The organism is Brevibacterium sp. R8603A2, from assembly GCF_023072605.1.
Classification (GTDB): domain Bacteria; phylum Actinomycetota; class Actinomycetes; order Actinomycetales; family Brevibacteriaceae; genus Brevibacterium; species Brevibacterium pityocampae.
In genome coordinates this window covers 60,660-73,990 of sequence record NZ_JALLGN010000012.1, presented here as the reverse complement: position 1 = coordinate 73,990, position 13,331 = coordinate 60,660, and the positions used below count along the sequence as shown (strand labels likewise).

Below are 13,331 nucleotides of genomic sequence, written 5' to 3'. Positions count from 1 at the left end.
TAGGCTGACACCATGAGTGAGACTTCTGTGCCGCGCACGACCGCCGACCGCATCGCCGCTTTCGAGGACCGCCGCCGGGCGGCCCACGCCGGCAGCGAACGGGCCGTGGAGAACCAGCACAAACGGGGCAAGCAGACCGCCCGGGAGCGGATCGACCAGCTGCTCGACGACGACTCCTTCCAGGAGATCGACGAGTTCGTCCGCCATCACAGCACGCAGTTCGGGATGCAGGCCAACCGGCCCGACGGCGACGGCGTGGTGTGCGGCCTCGGCACCATCGACGGGCGCACCGTCGCGGTGTTCGCCCACGACTTCACCGTGCTCGGCGGTTCGCTCGCGGAGGCCAACGGCCGCAAGATCGTCAAGGTGCAGGAGCTCGCGCTCAAGCTCGGCTGCCCGATCATCGGCATCAACGACTCCGGCGGCGCGCGGATCCAGGAGGGCGTCGGCTCGATCGCGCTGTTCGCGGAGATCTTCCGGCTCAACGTCGCCTCCTCCGGCGTGATCCCGCAGATCAGCCTCATCATGGGACCCTCGGCCGGCGGTGCCGTGTACTCCCCGGCGCTCACCGACTTCACGATCATGGTCGACGGCACCTCGCACATGTACATCACCGGCCCCGACGTCATCCGCACCGTCACCGGCGAGGACGTCGGCCACGAGGAGCTCGGCGGCGGGCGCACCCACAACTCGGTGAGCGGCAACGCCCACTACCTCGCCGCCGACGAGTCCGACGCGCTCAACTTCGTGTGCGACCTCATCTCCTTCCTGCCGTCGAACAACCTCGACGAGGCCCCGCTCGTCCACGCCCCGGCCGACCTCACCGTCGACTCCGACGACGAGGCGCTCGACGCGCTCATGCCCGACTCCCCCGCGCAGCCCTACGACATCCTCGACGTCGTCACCACGGTGCTCGACGCCGGGGAGTTCCTCGAGGTGTCCGAGCTGTTCGCGCCGAACGTCGTCACCGGGTTCGGCCGCGTCGAGGGCCGCAGCGTGGGCATCATCGCCAACCAGCCCATGCAGCTCGCCGGCACGCTCGACATCGACGCTTCGGAGAAGGCCGCCCGGTTCGTCCGGTTCTGCGACGCCTTCAACCTCCCGATCCTCACCTTCGTCGACGTCCCCGGGTTCCTGCCGGGCACCGACCAGGAGCTCGGCGGGATCATCCGCCGCGGCGCCAAGCTCATCTACGCCTACGGCGAGGCGACCGTCCCGCTCATCACGCTCATCACCCGCAAGGCCTACGGCGGCGCCTACTGCGTGATGGGGTCCAAGCAGCTCGGTGCGGACCTCAACCTCGCCTGGCCGAGTGCGCAGATCGCCGTCATGGGCGCCCAGGGCGCGGCGAACATCGTCCACCGCAAGACGCTCAAGGCCGTCGCTGACGCCGGTGAGGACGTCGACGCGAAGCGCGAGGAGCTCATCCAGGAGTACGAGGATGCGCTCCTCAACCCGTACCTCGCCGCCGAGGAGGGCTACATCGACGCCGTCATCGCCCCGCGGGAGACCCGCGAGCGGATCGTGCGCGGACTGCGGGCGCTGGCGAACAAGCACGTGGAGGCGAGCAGCCGCAAGCACGGGAACATCCCGCTGTGACCGGGGAGCACACGGACGGCCAGGAGCGCGCCGAGGTGCAGGCAGCACCCGGCGGGGCGCAGGCAGCACCCGGCGAGGCGCACGCAGCACCCACCGGGGCGCAGTCCGCACCGGACGGGGCGCACGCACCGGACCTGCCGGTCGCCGTCGAGCCGCTGCCGGGATCCGAACCGCTGAGCCCGGAGCGGGAGCGGGAGCTCGCCCGGGCGGCCGTCGTGGCCGCGCTCGTCGCGCTCCGCCACGTCGAGGCGATGCATGCCGACGCCCCGGAGCCGCACGCCTCGCGCTTCGCCGCACCGGCGCGCGCCCACCGGCGCACCCCGGCCGGCTCCTGGCGCCACCGCTTCTGAGGCCGCCCGTTTCCGAGGCCGACCGCGCGGATCCCGCGCAACCGGACCGCCCGCTCTCAGCCGCGCGCCCCGGCTGCGTCGGCCGACCCGACCGACAGCCGTGCCGCGGGTGCGCTCGCCGGCTCCCTCAGCCGTGCGTGACCGGCCTGCCGCCGCGGCTGCGCCCGTGGAACAGGTAGTACACCCCGGCGGCGAGCACGACGAGCCCGGCGCAGATGAGGTACACCCCGGACAGCCCGAGGCGCGGGACGAGAGTGCCGAGCACCACCGGCCCGAGCCCGGTGCCGAGGTCGAGCATGATGAAGAACGTCGCGATCGCCAGGCCCACCCGGTGGGGCGCGGTGACGGTGACGGCGATCGCCTGCGCGGACGGGAACAGGGATCCGAAGCCCAGACCCATGGGCACCGCGGCCACGACGATCATCCACCCGGAGTCGGCGAGCGCGATGAGCACGAGCCCGAGCGTGAAGAGGGCGAAGATCGGGTACATCACCACGTCGTCGCCGTGACGGTCCTGGATCCGGCCGACGAGCAGCCGGGCGGCGAGCATGACGAGCGCGAACAGGATGAAGAAGGCGCTCGCGGCGTCCGGCGCGCCGAGCTGCGCGGTGTGGGTCGCGAGGAACGCGAGCACGATCGAGTAGGCCAGGCCGGTGAGCAGCATGACGGAGGCGATGCGCAGCGCCCCGAGGTCCATGATCGAGGTCAGGGTGAGCCGCCAGCGGTCGGCGCGCTCCTCCTCGGTCGGGGTGCGCTCGGGCAGCCGCAGGCCGAGCGCCATGACGAGGCCGGCGACGGAGAACACCGCGCAGGCGAGGAACATCGCGGCGTACCCGAGCTGCTGGGCGAGGACCACGGCGAGGAACGGGCCGACCGCGGTGGCGAGCGTCGTCGAGGTGCCGAAGTACCCCGTGCCCTCCGCGCGGCGGGCCGGCGGGATGATCGTCTGCACCGCGGCCATGACCGCGGTGTTCCCCGCCCCGAACGCGATGCCGTGGACCACCCGCACGGCGATCACCGCCCACACCCCGGTGAGCGGGACGTAGAGCGCCGCGCACGCGACGAACACGACGAGAGCGCCGAGGATCATCCGTCTGCGGCCGATGAAGTCGAGGTACTTGCCCGCGAACACCCGGGCGATGAGCGCGCCGATGATGAATCCGCTCGAGGCGAGCCCGGCGACGGAGTCCGCGGCCCCGAAGCGCTCGATCGCGTAGCCGGCCATCGAGGTCATGAGGAGGTAGAAGGTCAGCGACATCGTGAGGTTGACGAGGAACGCCAGGACGAAGTCCCGGGTCCACAACCGCTGCTGCTCCACTGGCCGTCCGTCCTCCCGCCCGGGCTCCGCCCCGAACGGATCAACTCTACCGGGCGCCCGGATCGGTAGGGTGGTGGCCATGACCACCGAGACCCAGCACCGCACCCCGTCCGCCATCGACGCCGTCGCCGAACAGCACACGGAGCGGCTCATCGAGATGTCCCCCGCCCTGCGGGTCGAGCTCGGCCGGCCCGGCGACGAGACCGTGCTCGACGACTACTCACCGGCCGGCGCCGCCGCCCGCGACGCCCTCAACGCACGCACCCTCGCCGCGCTCGACGAGGCCGAGGCGGCGATGGCCGCCGACGGCACCGCGCCCGACGCCGTCGATGCGGTGACGCTCGATGCGATGCGCGAGCGCCTCGGCGTCGAGCGCGACCTCCACGCCGCAGGCCTCGACATCGGGCAGCTCAACGTCATCGCCTCGCCCCTGCAGGAGGTGCGCGAGCTGTTCGACCTCGTGCCGACGGAGACGACGGCCGACTGGGAGCACAGCGCAGCGAAGCTCCGGGCGGTCGACACCGCGCTCGCTGGATACCGCGAGAGCCTGCTCGCCGCACGCGAGGCCGGGCGCGCCCCGGCCCGCCGCCAGGTGGAGCGCGGCATCGAGCAGGCGCGCGAGGCGGCGAAGGCCGGCGGGCACTTCGACCGCTTCGTCGCGAAGGCGACCGCGGTGCCCGAGGCGCTCGCCGCCGAGCTCGCCGAGTCCGCGAAGACCGCCCGCACCGCCTATGTCGAGCTCGCGGAGTTCCTCGCCGAGGAGATCGCTCCCCACGCCCGTGAAGAGGACGCCTGCGGGCGCGAGGACTACCGGCTGCTGAGCCGTGCGTTCCTCGGTGCCGAGGTCGACCTCGACGAGACCTACGCCTGGGGCCTCGCGGAGCTCGAACGGATCGATGCCGAGCAGCGCCGGATCGCGGAGCGGATCGCCCCCGGCACGGACGTGCTCGCCGTCATGCGCGATCTCGACGCCGATCCCGCCCAGCAGCTCCACGGCCTCGACGCGCTCCGCTCGTGGATGCAGGAGAAGGCCGACGCCGCGATCACCGCGCTCGGCGGCTCCGCCTTCGACATCCCCGAACCCGTCCGCACGATCGAGTGCATGGTGCTCGCCGACGGCACCGGCGGCATCTACTACACCCCGCCGACCGACGACTTCTCCCGGCCGGGCCGCATGTGGTGGTCCGTGCCAGCCGGGGTGGAGACCTTCTCGACCTGGCAGGAGCTCACCACCGTCTACCACGAGGGCGTGCCGGGCCATCACCTGCAGATCGGGCAGGCGGTCGTCGTCAAGGACACGCTCAACACCTGGCGCCGGCAGATCTGCTGGGTGTCCGGCCACGGCGAGGGCTGGGCGCTCTACGCGGAGAAGCTCATGGCCGAGCTCGGCTTCCTCGACGATCCGGCCGACCGCCTCGGCATGCTCGACTCGCAGCGCGTGCGGGCCGCCCGGGTGTGCGTCGACATCGGCGTGCACTGCGGCCTCGAGGCACCGGAGTCCGTGGGCGGCGGGATCTGGGACGCGGACAAGGCGTGGGAGTTCCTCACCGCCAACGTCGCGATGGACCGCAGCTTCCTCGCCTTCGAGCTCGACCGGTACCTCGGCTGGCCCGGCCAGGCCCCGAGCTACGCGATCGGCCGCCGGCTGTGGGAGCAGGCCCGGGAGGAGGCGCGCGCCGCGGCCGAGGCGGACGGCCGAGCCTTCGACCTCAAGGCGTTCCACTCCCGCGCGCTCGACCTCGGCTCGGTCGGCCTCGACACCCTGCGCCGCGCCCTGGCCTGAGCCCCGGAGCCGGGCTCAGGGCCCGACTGCCGTCGAGTGGTCGCTTCTCTTCGAATACCCGCGCGTAACCTAAGAGAAGTGACCACTCGATGCTCGACCTTGGGGTCAGCTGGTGCGGTGGCCGCCACCTCGGGCGCGGCGGCGGGCGAAGCGGCCGTGGACGAGGAAGTAGAGGACCCCGGCGGCGAACACGACACCGGCGGCCACGAGGTACATCGCCTCGTAGGAGAATGCGCCGACGAGCGTGCCGAGCAGGATCGGACCCATCCCGAATCCGAGGTCCATCATGAGGAAGTACGTCGAGGTCGCCACCCCGACGCGGGCGGGACCTGCGGCGGTGATGGTGATCGCCTGCGCGCTCGCCATGAGGGAGCCGAAGCCCACCCCCGCAAGCATCCCGGCGAGCACGATCATCCAGGTCGCCTGGGTCGCGGCGACGAGCACCATCGCGGCGAGGAAGCACACGAACAGGGGGTAGACGACGATGTTGTCGCCGTACCGGTCCTGCACCCGGCCGAGCGTGAGCCGGGCGATGAGCGAGAAGCAGGCGAAGGACAGGAAGTAGTAGGGCGCGGCGTGCGCCATCCCCATCTGCGAGGTGTACCCGAAGAGGAACGCCATGACGGAGGAGTACGCGATGCCGCAGAGGAACATCACTCCCCCGATCCGCAGCCCGTCGCGGTCGAGGAGGTTCCGCGGGTGGAAGGTCGTGAGGCCGACCCGCGGCACGTAGCAGCTGTCGAGCTCCGGGACGCGGAGGAAGAAGAGCCCGAGGAATCCGACGAGGGTGAAGGCGGTCGACACGACGAACAGCCAGTCGTAGCCGAGGTCGGCGATGACGGTGAGCGCGATGAACGGCCCGAGCGCGGCCGCGAGCGTCGTCGAGGTCGAGAAGTAGCCGGTGCCCTCCGCCCGCCGGGCCGGCGGGATGATGCTCTGCACAGCGGCCATGATCGCGGTGTGCCCGACGCCGAACGTCATCCCGTGGAGCAGGCGGACGACGATGAGCAGCCACAGGGAGTCGGCGAGCAGGTAGAGCAGGGAGGCCGCGACCGAGGCGCCGAGCGACACGATGAGCACCCGGTAGCGGCCGACGACGTCGAGGAACGCGCCGGTGAAGATCCGGGCGATGAGCGCGCCGACGACGAATGCGCTCGCGGTGAAGCCGGCGACGGTGTCCGAGGCGGCGAAGCGGGTCACCGCGTACTCCGCCATCGAGGTGACGAGGAGGTAGAAGACGAAGGACAGGAAAATGCAGATGACGAGGGCGAGGATGAAGTCCTTCGACCACAGCCTCCGCTCCGGCTCCGCCTTCACCGCACCGCTCCCCGTTCGATCGTTCACTCTGCGCGCTTTAAACGCCATTACATCACGGTGCCGTGATGTGCCTCACCCCGGGTCCGCTCCGCACCCCACGGACACGACGACGGAGGGCGGGTCGCACCTGCCGCTCGCGGCACAGGGTCAGCCGCCGGTTCAGCCGCCGGCGAGGATGTGCTCGGCCATCCGCTCCCCGGTGACGGGTCCGAGGACGATCCCCCACATCCCATGGCCGGTGGCCACGTAGCCGCGTCGGGCCACCCGGCGCAGCACCGGCCGGCCGTCGTCGCTCACCGGGCGCGGGCCCACCCAGTGGTCGCTCGTGTCGGCGAGGTCGATGCCGGTGACGAACGGCTCGAGCGTCGCGGCGATCGAGTCGATCCGGCCCGGGCGCGGCGGGGCATCCGGGGGCAGGAACTCCATCGTCCCGGCGATGCGGACGCCTGCGCGGTACGGGGTGAGCACGATGCGCTGGGTGGGGAGGTAGACGGGACCATCGGGCATCCGGCCGGGGGCCACGGCGGCGGTGAAGGAGTAGCCGCGGCCGCTCGTCTGCCGGGTCCGCGAGCGGGTGCCGAACACCGGGCCGAGGACCTCGTCGGACCAGGCGCCGGCCGCGACGAGCACGGTGTCGGCGGTGTGCGCGGCCCCCGCGAAGTCGATGAGGCTGACCGCGGAGCTCCCCGCGTGCCCGGCGACGACCTCGACCCCTTCGCGGATCTCGACACCGACGGCGCGCGCAGCCCTCGCGAGGTCCCGGCAGTAGGCTCCGGGATCGATGTAGGCCTGCCCGGTGACGGTGAGCGCGTGCGCGACGCGGTCGGAGAAGTACGGGAGTCCGGCCGGATCGGTGCGGCGGGCGGCGACCTCGACGCCGGAGGCGGCGAGCAGCTCGACCTCGTGCTCGAATGCGGTGATCGTCGAGGCGGACTCCGCCCCCACGTGGTAGTCCGCGCGGTGGACCGGAGCGGTCACCCCGGACTCGGCGAGCCGGTCGAACGCGGCGAGCGCCTCGCGGGTGAGAGGGGCGTTGGCCTCGATGGCCGCGGAGAACCGCTTGGTCGTCATCTGGGCGGCGAATCGGGTGAGGAACCCGAGGATCTGCGGGGTGGGCCGCGGCACGGACAGCGGGGCGTCCGGGTCGGTGATCGCCTGGATCCCATGGCGCCACCCACCGGGCTCGGCGAGCGGGGCGACGAGCCCCGGGCACACCCAGCCGGCGTTGCCCCAGCTCGCCCCGGCGGCCACCCGCTCGCGCTCGAGCACGGTGACCTCCGCACCCGCCCGGGCGAGGTGGAAGGCGCTCGCGAGCCCGACGATCCCGGCCCCGACGACGATGACGTGCATGGTGGGTCCTCCCGTGTCTAGAGCGCCTGGGCGCTGATGACGAAGTGGGTGCCGTCGAGCCCGTCGACGAGCATCTGCACGGCGTGCGTGCGGTCGCGGCCGCTGACGAGCCAGTTCGGTTTGAGCACCCCGCGGACCGGTTCTGCGATCTCCACCCGGTAGCCCATGCCGAGCTTCCAGCGGCGCTGCACCCGGGTGCGCAGGAGGTTCCGTGCGACCTCGACCGCGTCGTCCTCCGGGATCGGTGTGCGTTCGAGCGCGGCGGCGAACTCCGCCTCCTCGACCGGCTCCCCGTGCGGCTCGAAGGCCGCGATGAATCCCTTGCCGGAGTAGACGTCAACGAGCACGTCGACGATCTCGCCGCGCGGGTCTCCCCCGCCTGCTCCCACACCGGCGTCGGCCCCCGCCTGTGCACCGGCACCTGCTCCCCTGCCGGCCCTGCGGAGCCCGGTGCGCCGCACCCCGGCGCGCACCCACCAATACGGGTGGACGACGGCGGTCGCGCTCGCCGCGGCACCGGGCAGGCGCCGCACGAGCACGGCCCGCGCCTCGGCCGCGCCGCACACGACCGGCAGGCGCAGCGCGCCCGGGAGTGCGCTCACGCCTTGTCGGCGGATCCGTGGGTGCCGGGCACCTGGCCGCCGAGCGCGGGGTTCTGCCCGGTGAGCAGGCGCGCCGGGATCGGACCGACCCGGTCGGTCTCGACGAGTGCCTCGTGGACATGGGCGGGAACCGGGCTGGTGCGCTGGGTGGCGAGCGAGCCGATGATCATCGCGAGCGTCGAGGCGAGGATGCCCACGCCCATCGGGTCGATCCCGGTGATGTCGACGAGGCCGGAGAACTGCCACGCGACGACGACGACGGTGCCGACGATCATCGAGGAGATCGCGCCGACGGTGTTCGCCTTCTTCCACCAGGCCGCGCACACGTAGGCCGGCACGAAGGCCGCGCCGAGCACCGTGGTGGAGAAGATGACGACCTGGGCGACCGCCGGGGCGCCGACGATCGCGACGACGTAGCCGATGATCGCGAGCAGGAGCACCGTGATGCGGGAGACCCACACCGACTGCCGGTCGGTCATGCGCGGGTTGATGAACCGGCGGAAGAGGTCGTAGCTCGCGATCGTGCCCGACTGGAGCAGCAGGGCGTCGGCGGTGGACATGATCGCGGCCATGATCGCGGCCATGACGATTCCGACGGCGAAGGCCGGCAGCACGATGTCCGCGACCTCGAAGATCGCGAGCTCCGGGTCGGCGAGGTTGGGCACGATGATGAGGGCGAGCACGCCGATGAGGTAGGGCGCCGGGATGAAGAGGAGGTTGTAGACGGTCGCGTAGAGACCCGCCCGGCGGGCCACCGAGGGGTTCTTCATCGCCATGTGGCTGACGTTGACGTGGGGCCAGCCCATGTAGCCGATGGAGAACACGAGCAGCGCGCCGATGATCACGCCCCACTGCACCCCGGCGATCCCGTCCGGACCCCACATCGACAGCAGGTTCGGGTTGATCTCCGCGACCGCGGTGTTGCCGGCCGTGAGTCCGCCGACGGCCATGAGGGTGGCGATGAGGATCCACAGCATGCCGATGACCATGATGATCGCCTGCACGAAGTCGGTGTAGGCCACGGCGAGGTACCCGCCGAGGAAGGTGTAGGCGACGATGACGCCGATCGCGATCGCGAGCGCCCACACGTAGGGGACCCCGGTGACCATCTCGAGCCCGCGGCCGCCGGCGATGAACTGGCTCATGACGTAGAAGAAGATGCAGAACAGGGCGATCGGCGCAGCGATCAGCCGCGTCCACCTCGAGGGATACCGGTGCTCGAGATACTCGATCGAGGTGAGCGAGCCGAGGATCTGGGAGAGCTTGCGCATCCGGCGGCCGAGGATCGACAGGTTGAGCACGCCGCCGCCGATGTCGCCCATCGCGTACCACATGCCGAAGTAGCCCTGGGTGTAGCCGAGCGAGCCGGCACCGAGGAACATGTAGCCCGACATCGACGAGCTCTGCAGGCGCAGCGCGGTGACCGCCGGGCCGAGGCTGCGGCCGCCGAGCAGGAATCCCTCGGAGTCCTGGGTGCCGCGGCGCATCGCCCACACGCCGATCGCGATCATCGCGATGAAGTAGATGATGAGGAAGATCGTCTCGAGGTTCATCGCACGTCACCCCCCGTCGCACCGGCGGGTCCGGCCGGTGTCCCGGGGCCGGCGGGGTCTCCCGGCACCGCGCCCGTGTCGGCGTCCTCCCGTGCCCAGTTCCGCGACACGACGAGGAACCCGATGGTGTAGAGGACCCAGAAGAGAGGGATCCCGATGAGGACCGCGGTGGTGACCGCCGGCAATCCGAACATGAGCGCTGGCCTTCCAGTGAGGTGCGAGCAATTCCGCGACGAGCCCCCGGCCGGCAGCGGCGCTCCGGTTCCGCGCGGACTCGTCCGGCTCACCCTATCCTGCGCCCGATCCGGAAGGTGACCCGGGTCACCCGGCCGGGACCGGACTCAAGCCAGGTCCCGCCGCAGCTCCACGGCGATCTGCAGCGCCCGGGCGGTGACGGCGGGTGCGGCGCCGTACTCCGGCAGGCAGTCCTGGAGGAGCACGACGAGCTGGTCGCCGAGCACCCGGTCGGCGAGTACGGGCACGGGGCGCCCGGCGGCGGACAGGGCGGAGAGCGCGGCGAGCGCGGCGCGGATCGCCGCGCGCCGGCCGGCGTCGAGCTCGGGACCGCTGAGTCCGGCGATCCGAATGCGGAGGCGGCGGACCTCCGTGTGGAGATCCGCCGCCGTGTCCGGTGTCATGTGGGGCCTGTGCCTCGGTCGTCCTGTGCCTCAGTTGCTCCGGAAGTACGAGAGCAGGCGCAGGATCTCGATGTAGAGCCACACCAGGGTGACCATGAGCGAGAACGCGCAGGTCCAGGAGTAGCGCTCCGGGATCCGGTGCTTGACGCCGTCCTCGATCATCTGGAAGTCGGCCACGAGGGTGAGCGAGGCGAGCACGACCGCGACGATGCCGATGAGCACGCCGAGCGGCATGGTGACGCCCATGATCGAGATCTCCACGCTGCGCGCGCCGCCGGAGCCGGTGGCGAGCACGAACACGAAGTTGACGATCGAGAACAGGGCGTAGCCGCCGACGGCGAGCATGAGGAACTTGGTGAACCCCTTGCTCATCCGGATGACGCGGAACCGGAACAGCGCGAACATCAGCCCGAACACGCACAGCGTGGCGAGCACGGCCTGCATGACGATGCCGGAGTAGCTCGCCTCGAAGATGCCGGAGATGCCGCCGAGGAACACACCCTCGATGCCCGCGTAGAGCAGGATCAGGGCCTTGTTCGGCTCCCGCTTGAACGCGTTGACCAGGCCGAGCACGAGCCCGACGATCGCCGCGGGCAGCGCGAGCACGGGCACGAACCAGCCGACGACCGCGCCGGCGAGGAGCACCGTGAAGCAGAACGCGGTCTTCATCAGCACGTCGTCGTAGGTCATGGGCCGCTCGGCGGGAGGCGCCTGCCGCCCCGCCGAGGGCATGCGGTACATCTGGTCGAGCTGCTCGGCCGACGGAGCCGGCGTCTGGGAGCGCCCGGCCTGGATCCCCTGTTCGAGGCCGCGGCGTACAAGCGGATTGCTCATCGAATTCCTTTCGAGGGCGGTTGGCTGCTGTCCACAAGAGTACCGGTGGAACCTGACAGAACGCTCGGCCCGCGAAGCGCCCGGGCGGGCGTTACGGACTTGTGATGAGCGGCGCGCGACCGGAGGGACCCGATCGCGCGCCGCTCGGACCGCTCCGGCAGCCCGGACCGGCCGCGGGAGCCGATCCTCCCGGAATCAGCTCGGCAGGTCGTAGCCGATCGCGGCACCGGGTCCCCACGGGATGCCGAGGGCCCACCAGACGAAGAACAGGGTGCCCCAGACGAGGAACATGCCGATCGACAGCGGGATCGTCAGCGACAGCAGGGTGCCGATCCCGGCGTCCTTCTTGTAGCGCTGGATGAAGCCGAGGATCATGACGAAGTACGGGCTCATGGGCGACACGATGTTCGTCGTGGAGTCGCCGATGCGGTACACCGCCTGCGTGGTCTCCGGGGAGATGTCGAGCAGCATGAGCATCGGCACGAGCACCGGGGCCATGAGCGTCCACAGGCCGGAGCCCGAGGTGATGAAGAGTGCGCCGAGCGCGACGAGCAGGTAGGCGCCGAACAGGATGATGAACGTGCTCGCACCGATGCTCTGGAAGAACTCCGCCCCGCGGATCGCGAGGATCTCACCGAGCGCGGACATCTTGAACAGGGCGAGGAACTGGGAGGCGGCGAAGAACAGGACGAGCACCTGGACGAACGGCGCCACGCCCTTGACGATCATCTCCGGGATGTCGTTGGGGTGGCGGATCGAGCCGGTGACGATGCCGTAGACGATGCCGATGACGAAGAAGCCGAAGCCGATGATCGCGGCGATCCCGGCCATGAGCCCGGATTCGGGTCCGAAGGCGCCCTCGGTGTCGCGGAGGAAAGAGTTCGCCGGCCAGGCGAGCGCCACCACGATGCCGATGCACACGATGAGGGTGATGAGGGCGGCGATCATGCCGCGCTTCTCGGCGGGGGTGACCTTCTGGGTGAGCTCGGCGTCCTGCCCCTCGGGGACCTCCTCCTCGGTGAGCTCGAGCTGCTCGCCGCGCTTGTTGAGGAGGAGTTCGGTGACGAGGGTGATCGCGAGCGCCACGGCGAACATCGACACGAAGTTGAAGTAGAGGTTCGCCACCGGGGTGACGGTGTAGCTCTCGTCGATGATGTGCGCCGCCGAGGTGGAGATGCCGCCGAGGATCGCGTCGAGGCTGTTGACGAACGGGGCGGCGGAGTAGCCGCCGGAGGTCGCGGCGTAGGCCACGGCGCAGCCGATCACCGGGTTCCGGCCGGCCGCCTTGAAGGCGAGTCCGCCGAGCGGGATGACGATCATGTACGAGGCGTCGGAGGCGATCGAGGCCGCCGAACCGGTGAGGGCGACGATGAGGGTGATCCAGCGCGGCGAGGTCTTCGCCATGGCCGAGCGCATGAGCGTCGGGATGAGGCCGGAGCGCTCGGCGACGGCGACGCCGAACAGCACGACGAGCACGAGACCGAGGGCGGGGAAGGTCACGTAGTTCGTCACGACGTTCGCGACGATCTCACGGAGGTTGTCCTGCGACAGCAGGTTGACCGCGGTGACGGTCTCCCCCGTCGCCGGGTTGACCGCCGAGGTGCCCGCGTTCGCGAGGATCCACGACAGGATCATGACGATCACCGCGAGGCTGAGGAACAGCCAGAACGGGTGCGGCAGCTTGTTGCCGGCCTTCTCGATGAAGACCAGGGAGCGCATGAGGAAGTTGAGGTTGTCGTCGGTCTTGCCGGGCGGGGAGCCCTGCGTGCCTGCCGCTGCTGTCGACATCGGTCGCCTTTCGGCCTCGGGGGCGGGGACGCGGATGTCGCCGCCAGGGGTTGGGACCGGTTCAGAGTAACAGCAGGTGGGCGGCCTCCAGAAGCCCGCCCAGGACCTCGCGGACCCGTCGCCGTTCACGCCTCGACGAACCCCCGGGAACGCCGCAGGCCCGCCGCGATGCGGCGGGCCCGGAACGGCGGAGTGCGCA

The 13,331-nt window shown here is 71.0% G+C and carries 12 protein-coding genes; 3 read left to right on the top strand and 9 right to left on the bottom strand.

Features of this window, described 5'->3' with window-relative positions:
* Positions 1-12 precede the first annotated feature (12 nt).
* Both MTQ12_RS12230 and MTQ12_RS12225 read left to right on the top strand, forming a co-directional pair.
* Positions 13-1,599, top strand: a complete 1,587-nt coding sequence (locus MTQ12_RS12230) for an acyl-CoA carboxylase subunit beta (RefSeq protein ID WP_247618826.1) — start codon at positions 13-15, stop codon at positions 1,597-1,599.
* Positions 1,596-1,949, top strand: a complete 354-nt coding sequence (locus MTQ12_RS12225; RefSeq protein ID WP_247618825.1) for a hypothetical protein — start codon at positions 1,596-1,598, stop codon at positions 1,947-1,949. The genes MTQ12_RS12230 and MTQ12_RS12225 overlap by 4 nt, the downstream gene beginning before the upstream one ends.
* A 127-nt stretch (positions 1,950-2,076) precedes the next feature.
* On the opposite strand, the gene MTQ12_RS12220 is transcribed toward MTQ12_RS12225, so the two are convergent.
* On the bottom strand, positions 2,077-3,267 hold the full coding sequence (locus MTQ12_RS12220; protein WP_247618824.1) for an MFS transporter: 1,191 nt from the start codon (positions 3,265-3,267) through the stop codon (positions 2,077-2,079).
* Between the two features lie 79 nt (positions 3,268-3,346).
* Here MTQ12_RS12220 and MTQ12_RS12215 point away from each other — a divergent pair, with 79 nt between their 5' ends.
* Positions 3,347-5,050: a DUF885 domain-containing protein gene (locus MTQ12_RS12215; protein ID WP_247618823.1), complete on the top strand. Its 1,704-nt coding sequence runs from the start codon at positions 3,347-3,349 to the stop codon at positions 5,048-5,050.
* Between the two features lie 105 nt (positions 5,051-5,155).
* Here MTQ12_RS12215 and MTQ12_RS12210 read toward each other — a convergent pair whose 3' ends face one another.
* The 8 genes from MTQ12_RS12210 to MTQ12_RS12175 form a co-directional block, all read right to left on the bottom strand.
* The gene (locus MTQ12_RS12210) at positions 5,156-6,394 is read right to left on the bottom strand and encodes an MFS transporter (protein ID WP_247618822.1); all 1,239 of its coding nucleotides are present in this window, start codon (positions 6,392-6,394) and stop codon (positions 5,156-5,158) included.
* 132 nt (positions 6,395-6,526) lie between these two features.
* Entirely contained in the window at positions 6,527-7,717 is a 1,191-nt protein-coding gene (locus MTQ12_RS12205; RefSeq protein WP_247618821.1) for an FAD-dependent oxidoreductase, read from the bottom strand.
* Between the two features lie 17 nt (positions 7,718-7,734).
* The gene (locus tag MTQ12_RS12200; RefSeq protein ID WP_247618820.1) at positions 7,735-8,319 is read right to left on the bottom strand and encodes a hypothetical protein; all 585 of its coding nucleotides are present in this window, start codon (positions 8,317-8,319) and stop codon (positions 7,735-7,737) included.
* Positions 8,316-9,872: a sodium/proline symporter gene (locus tag MTQ12_RS12195; RefSeq protein ID WP_247618819.1), complete on the bottom strand. Its 1,557-nt coding sequence runs from the start codon at positions 9,870-9,872 to the stop codon at positions 8,316-8,318. Before MTQ12_RS12195 ends, MTQ12_RS12200 begins: the two co-directional genes overlap by 4 nt.
* Positions 9,869-10,066 (bottom strand): hypothetical protein, encoded by a 198-nt coding sequence (locus MTQ12_RS12190; RefSeq protein WP_247618818.1) that lies wholly within the window; start codon positions 10,064-10,066, stop codon positions 9,869-9,871. Before MTQ12_RS12190 ends, MTQ12_RS12195 begins: the two co-directional genes overlap by 4 nt.
* A gap of 147 nt (positions 10,067-10,213) precedes the next feature.
* Positions 10,214-10,510 carry a hypothetical protein gene (locus MTQ12_RS12185; protein WP_137319168.1) on the bottom strand — a complete coding sequence of 99 codons (297 nt, stop codon included), beginning with the start codon at positions 10,508-10,510 and terminating at the stop codon, positions 10,214-10,216.
* Positions 10,511-10,540: 30 nt separating this feature from the next.
* Positions 10,541-11,344 (bottom strand): Bax inhibitor-1/YccA family protein, encoded by an 804-nt coding sequence (locus tag MTQ12_RS12180; protein ID WP_247618817.1) that lies wholly within the window; start codon positions 11,342-11,344, stop codon positions 10,541-10,543.
* A 195-nt stretch (positions 11,345-11,539) separates the two neighbouring features.
* Complete coding sequence (locus tag MTQ12_RS12175) at positions 11,540-13,132, bottom strand: AbgT family transporter (protein ID WP_247618816.1); 1,593 nt, start codon at positions 13,130-13,132, stop codon at positions 11,540-11,542.
* Positions 13,133-13,331 lie beyond the last annotated feature (199 nt).